The sequence below is a fragment of the Actinomycetospora sp. genome, assembly GCF_036497245.1.
Classification (GTDB): Bacteria; Actinomycetota; Actinomycetes; order Mycobacteriales; family Pseudonocardiaceae; genus Actinomycetospora.
The window spans coordinates 1-16,990 of the sequence record NZ_DASXJS010000025.1 but is presented as its reverse complement, the minus strand read 5'-3'; the positions used below and the strand labels follow the sequence as shown (position 1 = coordinate 16,990).

General features: G+C 72.5%; 16 protein-coding genes and 1 pseudogene. 9 read left to right on the top strand and 8 right to left on the bottom strand.

Annotation, left to right across the window (positions count from 1 at the left end; genetic code table 11):
* Positions 1–6: 6 nt before the first annotated feature.
* A complete protein-coding gene (locus VGI02_RS03210; RefSeq protein ID WP_331625808.1) occupies positions 7–192 on the bottom strand; it encodes a hypothetical protein in 186 nt (61 codons plus the stop codon).
* A 24-nt stretch (positions 193–216) separates the two neighbouring features.
* A complete protein-coding gene (locus VGI02_RS03205) occupies positions 217–1,605 on the bottom strand; it encodes a DUF1996 domain-containing protein (RefSeq protein ID WP_331625807.1) in 1,389 nt (462 codons plus the stop codon).
* A gap of 448 nt (positions 1,606–2,053) precedes the next feature.
* On the opposite strand from VGI02_RS03205, the gene VGI02_RS03200 reads away from it, so the two are divergent.
* Complete coding sequence (locus VGI02_RS03200) at positions 2,054–2,665, top strand: response regulator transcription factor (protein WP_331625806.1); 612 nt, start codon at positions 2,054–2,056, stop codon at positions 2,663–2,665.
* A 21-nt stretch (positions 2,666–2,686) separates the two neighbouring features.
* Here the strand turns inward: VGI02_RS03200 and VGI02_RS03195 are convergent, their stop codons facing one another.
* The 5 genes and pseudogenes from VGI02_RS03195 to VGI02_RS03175 form a co-directional block, all read right to left on the bottom strand.
* The gene (locus VGI02_RS03195) at positions 2,687–2,854 is read right to left on the bottom strand and encodes a hypothetical protein (protein ID WP_331625805.1); all 168 of its coding nucleotides are present in this window, start codon (positions 2,852–2,854) and stop codon (positions 2,687–2,689) included.
* Between the two features lie 95 nt (positions 2,855–2,949).
* Positions 2,950–3,849: an alpha/beta hydrolase gene (locus VGI02_RS03190; protein WP_331625804.1), complete on the bottom strand. Its 900-nt coding sequence runs from the start codon at positions 3,847–3,849 to the stop codon at positions 2,950–2,952.
* Between the two features lie 58 nt (positions 3,850–3,907).
* A pseudogene (gene msrA / locus VGI02_RS03185) lies at positions 3,908–4,570 on the bottom strand (peptide-methionine (S)-S-oxide reductase MsrA).
* Positions 4,567–5,400, bottom strand: a complete 834-nt coding sequence (locus VGI02_RS03180) for a PIG-L family deacetylase (RefSeq protein ID WP_331625803.1) — start codon at positions 5,398–5,400, stop codon at positions 4,567–4,569. The pseudogene msrA and the gene VGI02_RS03180 overlap by 4 nt, the downstream one beginning before the upstream one ends.
* 30 nt (positions 5,401–5,430) lie before the next feature.
* Complete coding sequence (locus VGI02_RS03175; protein WP_331625802.1) at positions 5,431–6,390, bottom strand: hypothetical protein; 960 nt, start codon at positions 6,388–6,390, stop codon at positions 5,431–5,433.
* A 226-nt stretch (positions 6,391–6,616) separates the two neighbouring features.
* On the opposite strand from VGI02_RS03175, the gene VGI02_RS03170 reads away from it, so the two are divergent.
* Together VGI02_RS03170 and VGI02_RS03165 are read left to right on the top strand one after the other, a co-directional pair.
* Positions 6,617–7,903 carry a class I SAM-dependent methyltransferase gene (locus VGI02_RS03170; protein ID WP_331625801.1) on the top strand — a complete coding sequence of 429 codons (1,287 nt, stop codon included), beginning with the start codon at positions 6,617–6,619 and terminating at the stop codon, positions 7,901–7,903.
* A gap of 211 nt (positions 7,904–8,114) precedes the next feature.
* The gene (locus VGI02_RS03165; protein WP_331625800.1) at positions 8,115–8,873 is read left to right on the top strand and encodes an SDR family NAD(P)-dependent oxidoreductase; all 759 of its coding nucleotides are present in this window, start codon (positions 8,115–8,117) and stop codon (positions 8,871–8,873) included.
* Here the strand turns inward: VGI02_RS03165 and VGI02_RS03160 are convergent.
* Positions 8,833–10,698, bottom strand: coding sequence for a TM0106 family RecB-like putative nuclease (locus VGI02_RS03160; RefSeq protein WP_331625798.1), 1,866 nt, complete (start codon positions 10,696–10,698; stop codon positions 8,833–8,835). The two genes, VGI02_RS03165 and VGI02_RS03160, sit on opposite strands and share 41 nt — an antisense overlap.
* Before the next feature lie 248 nt (positions 10,699–10,946).
* On the opposite strand from VGI02_RS03160, the gene VGI02_RS03155 reads away from it, so the two are divergent.
* The 6 genes from VGI02_RS03155 to VGI02_RS03130 all read left to right on the top strand — a co-directional run bounded on the left by VGI02_RS03155 (position 10,947) and on the right by VGI02_RS03130 (position 16,659).
* The gene (locus tag VGI02_RS03155) at positions 10,947–11,615 is read left to right on the top strand and encodes a DUF6474 family protein (protein WP_331625797.1); all 669 of its coding nucleotides are present in this window, start codon (positions 10,947–10,949) and stop codon (positions 11,613–11,615) included.
* A gap of 351 nt (positions 11,616–11,966) precedes the next feature.
* Positions 11,967–12,950, top strand: a complete 984-nt coding sequence (locus VGI02_RS03150) for an IclR family transcriptional regulator (RefSeq protein ID WP_331625795.1) — start codon at positions 11,967–11,969, stop codon at positions 12,948–12,950.
* Positions 12,947–13,633 carry an ABC transporter permease gene (locus VGI02_RS03145; protein WP_331625794.1) on the top strand — a complete coding sequence of 229 codons (687 nt, stop codon included), beginning with the start codon at positions 12,947–12,949 and terminating at the stop codon, positions 13,631–13,633. The genes VGI02_RS03150 and VGI02_RS03145 overlap by 4 nt, the downstream gene beginning before the upstream one ends.
* 10 nt (positions 13,634–13,643) lie before the next feature.
* Positions 13,644–14,708 (top strand): ABC transporter ATP-binding protein, encoded by a 1,065-nt coding sequence (locus VGI02_RS03140; RefSeq protein WP_331625867.1) that lies wholly within the window; start codon positions 13,644–13,646, stop codon positions 14,706–14,708.
* Positions 14,705–15,502 carry an ABC transporter permease gene (locus VGI02_RS03135; RefSeq protein ID WP_331625793.1) on the top strand — a complete coding sequence of 266 codons (798 nt, stop codon included), beginning with the start codon at positions 14,705–14,707 and terminating at the stop codon, positions 15,500–15,502. The genes VGI02_RS03140 and VGI02_RS03135 overlap by 4 nt, the downstream gene beginning before the upstream one ends.
* 128 nt (positions 15,503–15,630) lie before the next feature.
* Positions 15,631–16,659 carry a glycine betaine ABC transporter substrate-binding protein gene (locus VGI02_RS03130; protein ID WP_331625792.1) on the top strand — a complete coding sequence of 343 codons (1,029 nt, stop codon included), beginning with the start codon at positions 15,631–15,633 and terminating at the stop codon, positions 16,657–16,659.
* Positions 16,660–16,990: the final 331 nt, after the last annotated feature.

Genomic DNA, 16,990 nt, shown 5'->3' with positions numbered 1-16,990 from the left:
ACGGGGTCAGCACGCTCCGGCGAGCTGACTGAAGTACACCGCTACGGCCACGAACGCCGTGAGCGCGATGCTCAGCGCGAGCAGACCGGAGATCGGAAGGTCGACGCCGCTCTCCCGCACCGGTGACGGAGCATCGGACGGACGACGGGAGCTGTAGTCCTCGACCCTGACGTCCATGAGGTCTGTCGTCATCTCACACCTCCTCTCGACTCGCGACTAGCCGGCCACGTTGGTGCAGGTCTGCTTCTTGTTGATGCAGTTCGCCGTGGCATCGGCCTGGGTCGTCGACGAGACGTTCTCGAAGTCACCGTGATCCGTGGTGGGATCGTGCTGGTTGTCCGGGAACGAGTCGATGGAGAAGGCCTTCCCCGCCGGCTGGTTGTAGGTCAGCGTCATACGCAGCGCGGGGATCGGCTCGAAGCCGTCCTGGCAGTTCCCCTTCGAGTCCGGGAACTCCATGTGCGACCGCCCGTCCTTCGACTGCAGGTTCTGCCCGTCCCAGCAGCTGGGGAAGTCGAGCATGCGCTGCAGGTGCGAGCCCGTCGGGCAGATCGGGTACTTGTCGGTGACCCGGTCGGTGAACCCGGTGCAGGTGTACTTGGCGTTGGCGTTGTCGCCGTCCTGCACCTTCGCCTTCGCGTTGCCCGTGATGATCCGCAGGTCCGTGGGCATGGCCTGGACGTCCTGGTCGCCGTGCCCGTGGTAGGCCAGGCTCACCGAGGTCGGCTTGAGGATGCTGCCGACGTTGCCGTCCTTGCTGCCGCCGTCCTGGCCGACGTCGTCACCCGTGCCGTTCAGGTCACGCAGCACCGGCCAGTAGAAGGTGCTCTTGTCACCGTTGGCGCAGGAGGTGTCGGCGGCGTTCAGCGAGCCGTCGCTGGAGTTCGCGTTGGTCGACGTGTTGCCCACGTAGTCGTGGACGTGCTGGGCGCCGTTCTTCTTGCCCGGTGCGGCGATGAAGTTGTCCGAGTTGTTGTGATCACTCACCCCGCAGGCCACCGAGGACGTGCCGCCGGCGAACTCGCCGCCCTCGCCACGGTTGCCGTTGGGCGTGACGTTGCTGATGTCGACGAAGTCGTCACCGCTCGCGGCCTGGATCTTGTCGCGGCCCGGGAACGGGTCGTCCTTCTTGTCCTCCTGGTCCTTCTTCTTCTGGTCGTCGGTCTTCTTGGCCTCGTCCGGCGTGTTGTCGCCGTCCTTGCCCTCCTTGACCTTCTTCCCGTCGGACCCGTCGGACCCGTCCTTCGAGTCGGAGCCGTCCTTCGAGTCGGACCCGTCCGAGCCGTCCTTCGAATCGGACGATCCGGAGTCCTTGCCGTCGGACGAGTCCTTCGAGCCGGAGGACCCGGAATCCTTGCTGTCGCCGCTCTCGTCGTCACCGCTGCTCTTGTCGTCCGAGGAGCCACTGTCCGACGACGAGTCGTCGGACGAGTCACTGTCGGACTTGGAGCTGCCGGTGAGCGACGAGATGATGTTCCCGCCGTCCGATCCCTTCGCGAGCGCCGTGCCGCCCAGGACGACGGCGGTGCCGCCGACGAGCAGGGCTGCGACGGCTGCGAGGAGCCGGAATGGGAGCCGCGTGCGATGTCGTCCACGTCGGGGCATGGGCGAACGACCTCCTGACCTTCTCTTCGGTCCCGGACCGTGGGGAGCGCGGTCCGGGGCGCGACGACATCGGCCGGCGGGGCGGGCTCGGATGCCCGTCCAGGGGGAGCGCGGACGACGACGCCTGGGGAGTGCGAGGCGGAACGCTAGGAGCGGGACCGTTCACCGGACCGTGATCTGAGAGCAGCCTGATCGCGATGCCGCTGACCGTGCGCTGAGACGCGACGAAGGGCGGGACTTCTAGTCCAACCGGCCCAGAGGATGCGACGGACGCCGGTACCCGCTCTCAGCGAACCGCCCGTCGAACACGCCACGCCACCGTTCGGCGCCGGACCGTTGAACTCCGGCCGGGCGCACGGCAGCCTGGTCCGCGATGCAACCCAATCGTTATGCGGACGCGGAGCGGGGCCGCGTGCTGTGTGTGGCCCCTCCTCACCGCACAACGAGCGTGCTCGTCGGTGCGTTGCGGTCGAACGGCTTCGAACCTCAGCTCCTCCGGGAGAGCTGGAGCGTCGGCGCCGCGGCCCGGGCGGGCGGCGCTCGCGCCGTCGTCCTCGACGTCGAGATGAGCGGCCTGCGACCGGTGGAGGTCCTCGCGGATCTGCACCGCGAGAGCCCGCGGACACCGATCATCGCGCTGACCTCGGCGGAGGCCCGTGACCGCACGGTCTCCACGCTGCGGGCGACCCACGACGACTACCTCGTCACGCCGTTCCCGATGGAGGAGCTGCTCGCCCGCCTGCGGCTCCGCCTGGGCGACGACCGGCCGACCGCCCAGCTCTACCTGCGCCGCGGCGAGGTCATGGTCGACACCGCCCTCGAGCAGGTGTTCGTCGAGAACAAGCCGGTCAGCCTCTCGCGCACCGAGTACGCCGTCGTCGACGCACTGATCCGCCACCCACGCGGACAGGCCATGTCGCAGGACGAGCTGGTGACGCGCGTCTGGGGTGGCCCGCCGACCTCGAACATCGTCGAGGTCTACATCGGCTACCTGCGCCGCAAGCTCGGGGCGGAGCGCATCCGGACCATCCGCGGCCGCGGCTACGTGCTCGAGGGCTGAGACCCGGTCGGCGGCTGCCCCCTACTCGACGGGCAGCGAGGCCAGGGCGACCTGGCGGGCCCGGCGCTGGGCGTGCGCGACCTGGACGGCGTGCGCCTGGGCCGCGGCGGCCTCGACCCGCGCCTCGCGGCGGGCACGCCATCCCCGGGGCTGGGGGACCGACGTCCGGGGCACGGAGGGCTGGGACACCGAGAGGTGCGGGCTCCGCGCCCGCTGATGTCCGGGATATCGCCGGGGACACGGGGATGTTTCACGCGGGGTCCGCCATCACTCGGGCGGGTGAACTAGAGCGAACGCAGGAATCCGATCTGGCGCTCGAGCGAGGTCGCGAACTCCTCGCCGAGGTAGATGTCGAAGTGCCCGCAGTCGAGCTCGAGGGTCTCGACGCGCCCGCCCGCCGTCGCGGCCACCTTCCGGACCGCGGCGGGCGGCGCGATCGAGTCGTCGGCCGCGACCACCAGCAGCATCGGGCAGCGCACGCGGGGCGCGGCCGTGACCGGGCGGTTCAGCGGGATCGTCAGGATCCCCCGCGCCGGCATGTCGTTGACGAACGACGGCCCGATGATCCTGCCGTAGCCGGGGGCGGCGTCCGGCGAGGTGATCGCGGCGGTGGCCCCGGGCGGCCCGAAGATGCCCACCCGGTGCTCGCGACGCCCGAGCAGGGCCCCGACGGCGTCGACGATCGCGTGACCCGAGAGGCGCAGCAGCTGCCACGGCCCGGCGTAGCGGAGGATCTCCATGACCGCGCCGAGCCCGTCCATGGCGGCCCCCTGCGAGATGACCCCGGCGATCCGGGGGTCCTCGGCGGCCACCGCCACGACGTGACCGCCGGAGTACGACGAGCCCCAGAGCACGATGCGCGCGGGATCGACGCCCTCGACCAGGCGCGCCCGGGCCACCGCGGCGTGGTAGTCGCGGCGGTGGGCCCGGTGGTCGATGTTCTGGCGCAGGTCCCCGTCCGAGTCGGCGAAGCCGCGGTAGTCCACGAGCAGCACGTCGGCGCCCGCGGCCGTGAACCCCTCGGCGAACGGCAACAGGCCGGAGTCCCGCGTGGCGCCGAACCCGTGCGCCATGACCACGCACGGCCGGCCCGCGCCCGTGGTGAGCGACTCGTCCTCGGCACGCAGGTACCAGGCGCCGAGCCGCCTGCCCTCCGACTCGACCGCGATCTCCTGCACCGCCACCGGCACACCTCCGACTGGTTCCGCTGGGACGGAGCAGGAGTGTGCCAGGTCACGGTCCTCAGCCGTCGGCGGCGACCCCGAGACCGGTCGGGCAGGACACGCCGGTGCCCGCGAGGCTGCAGTACCCGTTCGGGACGCGCTCGAGGTACTGCTGGTGGTAGTCCTCGGCGTAGTAGAACTCCCCGAGCGGGGCGATCTCGGTGGTGATCGTGCCGCGCCGGGCGGCGTCCAACGCCTTCTGGTACCCGTCGCGGGACGCCTCGGCGACCTTGCGCTGGGCGTCGTCGGCGTAGTAGATCGCGGAGCGGTAGGTCGTGCCGACGTCGTTGCCCTGACGCATCTCCTGGGTGGGGTCGTGCTCCTCCTAGAAGATCTTCAGCAGCTGCTCGTAGGTGATCACCGTCGGGTCGAAGACCACGAGGACCACCTCGGCGTGCCCGGTGAGGTTGGTGCAGGTCTCCTCGTAGGTGGGGTTCGGCGTGTACCCGCCGCTGTAGCCCACCGCGGTGGAGTAGACGCCCGGCGTCCGCCAGAACACCCGCTCGGCACCCCAGAAGCAGCCCATCCCGAGGACGGCGGTCTGCATGCCCTCGGGGAACGGGGGCTTGATCGGGTGCCCGGTGACGAGGTGGCGCTCCGGCGTCGCGAGGGGCGTCGAGCGGCCGGGCAGGGCGTCCGCCCGGTCGACCATCGTGCGCTTGCCGCGACCGGACAGGCTCATGAGGCCGACGGTACGCGGCCCTCCGGGTGGGACCGCTCGTCCGCGAACAGCCCCGTCTCGAACGGTCCGCCCACCGGCGCGCCGGCCCGCTGGAACCACTCGGTGCCGAACGCCGACCCGAAGGCCTCGTCGGGCAGGGTCAGGAAGAACGAGTCCTCGGCGATCTGGCTGGAGTGCGCGCGCATCGCCGCACGCTTCGCGGCGAGCCACGGCGTCACGTCGACCCGGGTCGTGAGCTGCGACTCCGGGGTGCCCATCGACTCGACGTCGGACTCGTCGGGACCGTCCCCGTCGCCCATGAGCCCCGCCTCTACCGCGCCCGCGATCATCGTGCGCATCTCGTCGCGGTTCATCGTCGACTCGTAGACGCGCGGCGTGCCGGCGATCTCCGCCGCGCGCTTCCCGACGTGGTGCACCTTGACGTGGTCGGGGTGGCCATAGCCGCCGTGGTCGTCGTAGTAGGTCACCACGTCGGCCGCCTCCTCGCGCAGGATCGCGGCGAGCCTCCCGGCGGCTTCCTCCACGTCGGCGGCGGCGAACGCGCCGGGCGCGGTGTTCGTCTCGGTGCCGACCATCCCGGAGTCGACGTAGCCGAGGAACTCGGTCCGGGCCACCCCGAGGATGCGGGCGGACTCCAGCGTCTCCTCGTGCCGCCGCTGCGCGAGGGTCTGCCCCGGCGCCAGGACGTCGGCGACGATCTCACCGTGCTCCCCGCCGGTCGCGACGACGAGGACCACGCGGTGCCCGGCGTCGGCGGCGGACCGCATGACACCGCCGCATCCGATGCACTCGTCGTCGGGGTGGGCGTGGAACGTCACCAGAGTGGCCACGACGCCGCAGCCTAGTCGGCCGCCCGGGACTCAGCCGAGCGTGAACGACAGCACGAGCACCAGGATCACCACGGCGATGACCGCCGCCGTGCCGATCACCGAGGCCAGTTCCCGCCGCCTGCCGAGGAACACCTCGGAGCCCTGCATCCCCGACGGGGACCGATCCACCCGATCCGGTGCGCGGTCCACCCACGGTGGGGTGGTGTGGGCGGCGGGCACCGGCGCGGACGGACGCCGCCCGGCGATCCCGCCGGGCACCACCTGGGTGCGCTCGGGCGGTGGCGCGAACGACGGCGGGCGGAAGCCGGCCGGGTCGGCGGGCGGCGGGCCCGTGGGAGTCGGTCCCCCCGCGGGGCGGAAGCCGCCGGACGACGGACCGGGAACCACCTGGGTGCTCTCGGCGTCCCGCTCGACGACCTGGGTCACCTCCGGCGCCGGGTCCGATGGCGCCTGCGTGTCGCCCCAGCGGAACGGCGGGGGGAACGGGTCGGGGCCCCGGGGCTCGTGCGGCGCTCCGGGCGGGGGTCCCGGAGCCGTCCCAGGGGTCACGACCGGGATCGACTCGGTGTCGGGCCCGGAGTCCGGCGGTTCGGTCCGCGACTCCGTCGACGACGGGAGCACCGGGTCCGGGGTGGCCGGGTGGGCACCGCTCGGGGTGGCGGCGCTCGGGGTGGCCGGGCTCGGGTGGGCGGGGACGGAGGTGCGCGACGGCGCGACCGAACCGTCGGAACCGGGTCCCGAGGAGGCGGGCTCCCCGGCCGTGGCGGGCGCCGATGGTCCGGTCCCGGCCGACCCGGGTGCGGGATCGACGGCACCCGTCGTCGGGGCCTCCACGGCGCCGACGGCGGACGGGCCCGTCGCGCGGGCCGCCGCCTCCTCCTCGCGGCGACGGACGATCAGCTCGTCGCGGCGCCGCCGGTACGAGGTCGCGTCGACGCGACCGGCCGCGAGGTCGTCGTCCAGGCGCTGCAGCTCGTCGCTGGCGTCCACCTCAGGCATCCTCCCCGGCGGACCGGACCCACACCGGCCGCGTGACGGTCGGTGTCCGTGCTCGACGCGCACGGTAACGGACCATCGGGGCTCCGCACCCGTTCCGAACCGACGTGGTCACAATCTCGTCGTCCGAGATCGAACGCTCCGTGCTCGGGCCGCGAAGGTGATGCCGACGGAACGTCGTCGCAACGAAACGATCGTCCATGCGTCGAGAGGACCTGCTGTGTCGACCTCACCCCTGTCCGACGACCTGTCCCTCCGCCGGCCCGTACCTCGGCCGGCCGAGGGCGTCTGGCCGGGCCTGAAGGACCCGGGGGAGAACCGGCTGCGGATGAGCGTGGCGCGCGGGCTGATGCGTGCGGCGGTACGGCGCATGCCGATGCGCCTGATCTGGCCCGACGGCACCGTCGAGGGCGGCGGTGGTCCCACCTCCCCCGCGATCCGCCTGATCCGGCCCGAGGCCTGCTTCACCCGCCTCGGGCGGTCGGGGCTGATCGGGTTCGGCGAGGGCTGGATGGTGGGCGACTGGCACTCGGACGACCTCGTCGGGGTCCTGCAGTGCTTCAGCGAGAACATCGAGGAGCTCGTGCCGCGCCCACTGCGCAAGATGCGCGGGTTCTACGACCGCGGGCAGCCGCGCGAGGAGGACGCGGGCGACGCCTCGGCCTCGCAGGAGAACGTCCACCGACACTACGACCTGTCGAACGACCTGTTCCAGCTCTTCCTCGACGAGTCGATGATGTACTCCGCGGCCTGGTTCTCCGGGCCGATCGGCGAGGACGGACAGCACACCGAGTCCCTCACCGCGGCCCAGCACCGCAAGGTCGACGGCGTCCTGGACCTGGCGGGCGTGCGGGACTGCTCACGCGTCCTCGAGATCGGCACCGGCTGGGGCGAGGCGGCCATCCGCGCGGCGAAGCGGGGCGCGCGGGTCACGACGCTGACGCTCTCGGTCGAGCAGGCCGAGCTCGCCCGCAGCCGTGCGGAGGCCGCGGGCGTGTCCGACCGGATCACGATCGACGTGCGCGACTACCGCGACGCGGTCGGGGAGTACGACTCCGTCATCTCCCTCGAGATGATCGAGGCCGTCGGCGCGGCCTACTGGCCGGAGTACTTCCGCACCGTCGACCGGCTCCTCGCGCCCGGCGGGCGCTTCGGCCTGCAGTCGATCACCATGCCGCATCACCGGCTCCGGGCGACGAAGTCCTCGTACACCTGGATCCACAAGTACATCTTCCCCGGCGGGATCATCCCGAGCGTCGAGGCGATCGAGGCGACCCTCGCCCGCCACACCACGATGCACATCGACGACCGCCGCTCCATCGGCCCCGACTACGCCGAGACCCTGCACCGCTGGCGGGACACCTTCCTGGCCCGCGAGGGGGAGGTCCGGGACCTCGGGTTCGACGAGATCTTCGTCCGGATGTGGGACTTCTACCTCGCCTACTCCGAGGCGGGCTTCGCGACGCGCTACCTCGACGACTGGCAGTTCGGGATGACGCGCGCCTGAGCTCCCCGCGCGCCCGGGTCCACCTCGGCGGACCCGGGCTGCACCCACCATCGGTGTGACTCTCGACAGAACGGTCAGCCCTGACTGTCACCGCCGCGCGGCCCGGGATAGCCTCCGCGCCGAGGGCTGCGGTGATCGTCCCAACGCGCGCCGCGCCCGCCACGCCGGCGCGAGCACGCGGGCCGGCCCGAGCACGAGGAGCGCACCGCGCATGGACACGACCGACGTCGCCGCGATCGTCACGGGAGGCGCGTCCGGGCTCGGCGGGGCCACGGTCCGCCGGCTCGCCGCCGACGGCGCACACGTCGTGGCGATCGACCTGCCGAAGGCGATCGACACGGCCGAGAAGCTCGAGCGGGTCGACTACATCGGCGCGGACGTCACCGACGGCGACCAGGTCCAGGCCGCGGTCGAGGCCGCGGTCGGCATCGGACTCCCGCTGCGCGTGGTCGTCAACTGCGCGGGCATCGGGACCGCGGGCCGCGTCCTCTCGAAGAAGGGCCCGATGGACCTGGGGGCGTTCTCCCAGGTCATCAACATCAACCTCGTGGGCACCTTCAACGTGATGCGGCTGGCGTCCGCGGCCATGGCGCAGACGGAGCCGCTCGCGGACGGGGCGCGCGGCGTCATCGTCAACACCGCCTCGGTGGCGGCCTTCGAGGGCCAGATCGGCCAGATCGCCTACGCCGCGTCGAAGGGCGGCGTGGTCGGCATGACCGTGCCCGCCGCACGCGACCTCGCCCAGTACGGCATCCGGGTCATGACGATCGCCCCCGGCATCATCGACACCCCGATGCTGGCCGGTGTCGAGGAGTCCTTCCGCAACGAGCTCGCCAAGGGCATCCCGTTCCCCCAGCGTCTCGGCCGGCCCGACGAGTACGCCCAGCTCGTCGCGATGATCGCCGAGCACGACTACCTCAACGGCGAGGTCATCCGGTTCGACGGGGCGCTGCGCATGCAGCCTCGCTGACCACCTCGGACGGGGCGGCCTGCCCGGCGTCGGGCACGGCCGCCTCGGCCCGCAGGTCGTCGAGGTGCGGCACGGCGAGCACCGCGTCCGAGGTCATCCAGGTCCGCAGGGCGCGGGTGGCCAGTACGTCGTCCTCGTTGTAGACGAGTAGTCGGTCGCGCATCGCGGGTTCGGGGGCCTCGCCGTCGAGCCCGACGGCGCGGCGGTACCAACGCATGGAGTTCTCCCCGCCCGCCTCCGGATCACGCCACCCGAAGCCCGCCGAGGGCGCGACGCGCTTGAGGCCCTTGCCGTGCGGGCACAGGAACGACTCGCTGACGGCCGGGAACAGGTCGACCCAGGCGTCCGAGGCGATGAACGCCTCCACCTCCTGGCCGGCCGGGATCCCCGGCTCGCCGGTGAAGCGCTCCACCGACCCGCGGAGCCAGCGGTTCTCGGCCTGCTCGTTGTAGCAGTACGCCCGGAAGGACAGACCGCGCTCCTCGGCGCGGCGGCGGACATCGGTCAGCCAGGCCCAGAACGCCGCGAACGAGCGGGCCTCGTCGCGGGTCGGGACCGGGTCCCAGGTGGCGAATCCGCGGTAGCCGTGGGCGAGCCCCACGTCGGCGCCGGAGAGCAGCACGCCCCACAGATAGGCGCCGTCCTCGCCGAGGCTCTCCATGTCCACGTCGACCTCGACCGCGCCGCGCGGCACGTCGGGCCGGTGCACCCGCCGGACCAGGGGGACGTCGAAGCGCCAGGCCCGGGCCAGCGCGACGGCCTCACGCAGGTCGGTGGACAGGCCGACGTCGTCGGGCACGCCGTCGACCGGCTCGGGCAGACCGCGCCGAGGGTCGAGCGCGGCGAGCGCCCGCACCGTGGTGACCCCGCGACCGCGCAGCCGCAGGGCGTCCTCGCCGCGCACGACGAGGCTCACGTCGTCCGCGCGGCGCAGGTCGGCCTCGCAGACCGGCCACCAGGGGCAGCGGCGGCACTCGGTGATGCGGGAGGGCTCGGCGAGCGCGGGAGCCCCGGCCCGCGCCGCCCCGGCGACGGCGAGCCGGTCGGCGAAGCGGCGGTCGTAGGTGTCGAGCGGGCTGCGTCCGGCCTCGTTCCCGGGTCCCGCGGCCAGGTCGGTCCACACCACGCAGTCGGCGTCGAGCCCGACCACGCCACCCCAGGCGGGCCCGGAGAGGACGCCGAGGCCCGCGGAGGCGAGCATCCGGTGCAGGTGCGCGAGCCGGAGCACGTCCCGTGCGACCGCGCGCACCTTGCGCTCGGGATCCGGGGCCGCCGACGACGGGTGCGGCCGGCCCAGCGGCGTGGTCAGGGCGCCGGTCCCGGGGTCGCTGACGCGGTGGCGCACAACGATCACGGGGTACCAGCCCCCGTCGGCGTGCTCCGCGGAGTCGGCGGTGCCCCCGGCGCGCACCAGCAGCTCGGCGTGCCCGCGCCTGCCGTCGGCCGGTGGCAGCTCGGCGGCGCCGATCGCGGAGACGGTGTCGTCCGCGGCGAGCGCGAGCGTCGCCGACACCCGCTCGCCCCGCGGACCGTCGGGCACCCGGCGGTAGGACTCCCCGAGCAGCTCGGTGAACCGGGCGGCGAGCGCGGCACGGTGCTCCGCGGCGTCGGCCACCCGCATCTCCACGCCCGGGTCCGGTTCCGGGAGCACCACCGCACCTGCACCGTCGACAGGGGTCGCCCCCCGCGCGCGCCCGGTGGACGGATCGTGCTCGAGATGGACCCGGCGCCGGCAGCGGGTGGTGACGGCGGCGTCGAGCAGCACGGGAGGGCCGCCGGGGCCGGGGACGGCCGGGGTGGGCCCGCCCGGGTCCGCGCTGCTCATGACCAGGAGCCTGCCACGGAGCCCCGACAGCCTGATCGGCCACGGGCACGGCCCCGCTCCCGGGGCGGTGCGCCGTCGTGGCGCCGCCCACGGACGGGGAGACCCCGTTAGGGTCCGGGCCCGACGGGGAACCGGGCCCGCGAGAGATCGACATCGGGTCGGGACGGCCGGCCCCGGGGAACGACCGGGCGGGGGTACCCGCCCGGGGCGCCCGGCGAGGGCCGGCCGCCGGGACAGCGGGAGGACCCATGGCACGGCGGAGCAGCGGCACGAAGCACTCGGTGGAGATCGGCGGCGAGGAGGGCGAGGGCGTGGTCGTCCTCAGCCGCCGGGCCGCCAAGCAGGCCGCGAAGGCCGAGAAGCAGACGGCGAAGGCCGCGAAGGCCGATCGCAGGGCGACCGAGAAAGCCGAGAAGGTCGCGGACGCCGAGATCGCGGACAAGAACGGCAAGGACGACCCGCTGACCGGCGCCACCGTGAAGCGGTGGATCGGGATCGCCAGGATCGTGGTCCCCGTCGCGGCCCCGATCGTCTACCAGGCCGTGGGCGAGGCGCGCTCCCGCGTCGACGACTACCGCGCCCGGCGGCTCGGCGTCGCGCCGGACGAGCTCTCGACCTTCTCGGGTCGCGGGACGGCGCTCTACGCGCGCTGCCACAACCTCGCCAACTCGGTCCGCGAGCTCGGCAACCGCCGACCCGACGACGCCGAGGTGCACACCTTCACCGCGGACGCGCGCACCCGTCTCTCCGACCTCGAGGCCGCGGTGCGGTCCGCCGAGCAGATGCCGAGCGCGCGCCGTCGTCGGGCCCACCTCGCCGTCGCCGCGGAGCTGGACCGGCTGGAGTCGCGCCTGCTGGGGCTCTGGGGCCTCGACGCACCGGGGGGACGGAACCCGGGCGTGACGGCGGGCCGCTGACCCGGTCACCGGTACGCGGCGTTCCTGCAACCCCTCGGCCCGGTTTTCGGCCACCGGAGCGCTCTCAGCGGCTCACTCAGCGAGATGACGCAAAGTTACGACTTCGCGTCGCCCTGTTCACCCGTGCGAGACCATTCGGACATCCGCGATCTAGATCCCCTGCTCCACGGCCTGGTTGAGACACTCCGTCACCGAACGACCGGTCGACGCTGCATGACGACTTGACCCGAAAGTCCCAACTTCCGGGTGACAAGCGCATGGCGAGCCCCTTAATCTCTCGCTGACCGTTGCCTGATCGGCAACGGCGGTTGTCCCTCACGCTCCCCGCGTCAGGGAGTGGAGAGGGGGGTCATGAGTCCACGTGCCTCGCGCGGCGCAGCGCAGGAGGACGGCTCGACCACCCCCACGCGCAGCGCGGCCCCCGCCGCCGGTGACGCCTCGGGCGGTGGTCAGGTCCACCGCGCGCTCGCGATCCTCGAGCTGCTGGGCGACCCCGAGTCGGTCGGCCTCGGCGGCCCGGCGGGCACCGTCGAGGCGCCCACGGCGTTCGGCGTCGTCGAGATCGCCCGCACGCTCGGCCGCGACAAGTCGCAGGTGTCCCGCCTGCTGCGGCTGCTCGCCGACGCCGGCTTCGTCGAGCGCGAGGCCGGGACGTTGCGCTACCGCATCGGCACCCGGCTGTTCTCGCTCGGCGTCCGCGCCGTGAGCCGCCGCCTGCGCGACGAGGCCGACGCCCTCGTCGAGCGCGAGGCCGCCCTGCTGGGCGAGCGCGTCGAGGTCTGCGTGCGCAGCGGCGGGAGCGCCATGACGGTGAGCACCGCCGCCCCGGACAGCGAGCTCCGGGCCATCGGCTGGGTCGGGCGGACGGTGCCCCTGTCCTGCACCGCGGGCGGGCGCGCGATGCTCTTCGACCTCGACACCGCCGCGGTCGCCCGGCTGATCGTCCCCGAGGGGCTGGGGCAGGCAGGCCCGGCCGCACCTCGTTCGCTGGACGAGCTGGTGGTCCGCATCGCCGAGGACCGTGCCCGCGGCCACTCGATCGCCCGTCACGAGATGGACCGGGGCCTGCTCGCGGTCGGCGCGCCGGTGCGCGACGCCGCGGGCGCGGTGGTCGCGGCAGTGACCGTCGGAGGCCCCGACTCCCGGATCGACCCCGTGCTGGCCGAGGTCAGCGCGGGCGTGCTCCGTGCCGCGGCCGATCTCTCGGCCGCCCTCGGAGCTCCGGGCACCCCGGTCGCCCCGTCCGGGGCGGGTCCGCCGTCCCGGACCCCGCGACAGCGCCGCCCTCCGACCCCTCCGCCCGTCCCTCCGACCAGAAAGGAAGGAGTGTCGTGAACGTCTTCCAGTACTTCGCCGCGAACAGCGCCCAGATCCTGGCCCTCACCCAGCAGCACTTCCTGTTCGTGCTCATCTGCGTGGGCGTCGGCTCCGCGATCAGCATCGCCCTGGGCCTGATCGTCTCCACCGGGGAGCCCAGCCCGACCCGCTTCAGTTTCGACTGGTGGGCCTCCGGCATCCGCGAGGGCTCGCTCCTCATCACCGCGGCTGTCCTCACGGTGCCCTCGCTCGCACTCTTCGTGCTGTTCCTGCCCATCACCGGGCTGGGGGTCACGACCGCGATCATCGTGCTGACGATCTACACGCTCTACACCGTGCTGCGGAACACCGTCGCCGGTCTGACCTCGGTCGACCGGGCGATCCTTGAGTCCGCCCGCGGTCTGGGCTACGGCCGCGTCCGCCGGCTGCTGACGATCCAGCTGCCGCTGGCCTGGCCGGTCATCCTCAACGGCATCCGGGTGACCACGCTGATCTCGATCTCGATCGCCGTGGTCGCGTCCATCGTGCAGGGGCCGGGCCTCGGCAAGCTGCTGCTCACCGGCATCACCCGCATCGGTGCGGCGAACGCCTTCCCACAGGTCCTCATCGGCACCTTCATGTGCCTGGTGGTGGCCGCCGTGTTCGAGATCTTCTTCGCCATCGTGCAGCGCCTGACCATCCCGAGGGGGATCCGTGTCTGAGACCGAGAACATGATCGTCCTGGAAGCCGTCGAGAAGGTGTATCCCGGCTCGGCCGCCCCGGCGGTCGAGAGCCTCGACATGGCTGTCCCCAAGGGCGAGATCGTCATGCTGATCGGCCCCTCGGGCTGCGGCAAGACGACCACCCTGAAGATGATGAACCGCCTCATCGAGCCGACCGGTGGCCGCATTCTGCTCGACGGCGAGGACGTCACCAACGTCAACGGCGACCAGCTGCGCCGCAAGATCGGCTACGTGATCCAGCAGGGCGGGCTGTTCCCGCACTTCTCGATCGCCGACAACATCGGCGTCGTGCCGAAGATGCTCGGCTGGGACAAGAACAAGATCCGGGAACGGGCCGACGAGCTGCTCCACCTCGTGGGCCTCGAGCCCTCGACCTACCGGGACCGCTACCCGCGCCAGCTCTCCGGTGGCCAGCAGCAGCGCATCGGCGTGGCCCGCGCGCTCGCCGCGGACCCGCCGGTCATGCTCATGGACGAGCCCTTCGGCGCGATCGACCCGATCACCCGCGACCGTCTCCAGGACGAGTTCCTCGAGATCCAGCGGTCCGTGGGCAAGACGATCTGCTTCGTCACCCACGACCTGCAGGAGGCCGTGAAGCTCGGCGATCGCATCGCGGTGTTCGGCAGCGGCGGCAAGCTGCACCAGTACGACAACCCCGAAAGGGTGCTCACCCACCCGGCCGACGACTTCGTCTCCGACTTCGTCGGCGGCGGTGCGGCCGTGCGGCGCCTCTCGCTGCTCGAGCTCTCGCGCCTCGAGCTGCACCCGATCGAGACCGACTCGAACGCCGTCGGGAACCGCAACGGCACGCCGGTCGCCGAGGTCGACGCGGCCGGTCGCCCCGTCTCGTGGCGGCACCTGGCCGACCGCGACGCCGCCGGGACCGCGCTCGTGACGGTGCCGCTGTCCGGCACCGTCTACGACGCGGTCGACGTCATGCTCGACGGCTCCGCCTCGCTGGTCGCGGTCGTCGACGACGAGGGCCTGGCCCAGGGCGTCCTGCACTGGAACGACCTCGTCGCCGGTCTCAAGACCAGGGAGCGTGAGCGGTGACCGCGGTCGACCTCCAGCCGGGCCTCCCGACCCAGAAGAAGTCCGAGGCGAGCACGGGCGGCTTCCTGGGCACGATCCGGGCCAATTACGACCTGCTCGTCGCTCCGATCATCGTGGTCGTCGGTCTGCTGCTGACCTACTTCTACGTCAGCACCCGGACCCTCGACACGATCGAGGCTCGCGCACTCGAGCCCGAGAACGTGCTCAGTCAGCTCGGGCAGCACCTGCTGCTCGTCCTGTACTCGACGGTGCTCGTGCTCCTCATCGCCGTGCCCATCGGCATCGGTCTGAGCCGGAAGAGCGCCAGGAGGCTCCAGGGCCCGGTGCTCGCCCTCGGCGGCTTCGGCCAGGCCCTGCCGCCGTTCGGTGTGCTGCTGCTGCTGGGCTTCTGGGAGTTCGGGGTGCGGAGCGCGGTCATCGGCCTCGTGCTGGCCGCCCTGCTCCCGGTCCTGCGCAACACCGTGGTCGGCCTCCAGCAGGTCGACCAGTCCCTGATCGAGGCCGCCCGCGGCATGGGCATGTCGTCGCGGCAAACCCTCTTCAGGGTCGAGATCCCGCTCGCGGTACCGGTCATCGTGGCCGGCCTGCGCGTGGCGCTCGTCCTCAACGTCGGCACGGCCACCCTGGCCACCTACATCGGGGCGGGCGGGCTCGGCGAGCTCGTCCAGCAGGCGCTGCGGCTCAACCGCATCAACCTGCTGTTCGTCAGCGGCGCGATCATCGCCGCGCTCGCGCTGCTCGTGGACTGGCTGGCCGGCGTCGCCGAGCGGGCCATCGTCGCCCGCTCGGGCTGACCGACGGGCGCACGCTCCGGGCAGATCGAGGGAGTCCGCCCGGGTCGTGGCAGTGATTCCGCAAGTCCAGGCACGACCCAGGCCGAGGCCGGAGCAACAGACCTCGCACGACGAAGGAGAGACGACCAGTGCAGTGGAAGACTCCGGGCGGCCAGCAACGGCTGGGCCGCCTGCGCGGGTGGAGGGCCGGAGCGGTCACGCTCGCGGCCACCGCGCTGCTCGCGGCGGGCTGCGGGGGCCTGTCAGGCAGCGGTCAGCCGCAGGCGACCGGCGGCAGCCTCGCGGCGAGCGGCATCAACCTCCAGGGCCAGACGTTCACCGTCGGCGGCAAGGACTTCGACGAGCAGCTCTTCCTGTGCAAGGCGCAGGTCCAGGCGCTGCAGTCGGTCGGCGCCACCGTCAACGACCGCTGCGGCATCCAGGGCTCGGCCGCGGCGCGTGCCGCCCTGACCAGCGGCCAGGTCGACATGTACTGGTCGTACACGGGCACCGGCTGGATCACCGACCTCAAGCAGACCCAGGTGATCAAGGACCCGCAGCAGCAGTACATCGCGACGCGGGACCTGGACAAGAAGCAGAACAACATCGTCTGGACCAACCCGACGCCGTTCAACAACACCTACGCCATCGGCACCACCGAGGCATTCGCCCAGCAGAACAACATCAAGAACACGACGGACTGGGCCAACTTCATCAACTCCGGCAACCCGAACGCCACGCTCTGCGTGGAGCCCGAGTTCGCCGGCCGTGACGACGGCCTGCCCAACCTGCTGCGCACCTACGGCGTCACCAAGCCGTACACCTCGCCACCGGCCGTCACCACGCTCGACACCGGCGTCGTCTACCAGGCGACCGCCAACGGCAACCCCTGCAAGTTCGGCGAGGTGTTCACCACCGACGGCCGCATCCCGGGTCTCCACCTCGTGGCGCTGCCCGACGACAAGAACTTCTTCCCGATCTACAACGCCTCGAACACCATCCGTGGTGACGTGGTGGCGCGGGCGCCGGGTGTCGTCCAGGTCTCGAACGAGATCGCGAAGCGCCTGGACTACAACACGATGCTGGGCCTCAACGGCCAGATCTCCTCGCAGGGCCAGGACCCGGCCCAGGTCGCGAAGAACTGGCTCCAGCAGCAGGGCCTGATCGGCCAGTCCTGATCCGGCCCGGCGTCACCGGTCGGTCCAGCGCCGAGCGGTGACACGGTGACACCGCGAACGGCGGGGAGGTCCTCCGGGGCCTCCCCGCCGTCGTCTACCGCGCCGGCCCTCGCGCGAGGAGGGTCCGGCCCGTTCCCCGCTGCTCCGCGATCCTTCCGGGAGAACGGCATGCGCCGTGTCCGTCGGCTCCGCCTCGTCGCGGTCGTGGTCGTCGTCCTCTGCACGGCCGCCCTGGCCGCAGGCTGTTCGGGCGAAGCGCCGAAGCGGCTGACCGCGCCTGGCAGCTTCGCCCGCGACGTCGACCTGACCGGCCAGACCTACGTGGTGGGGT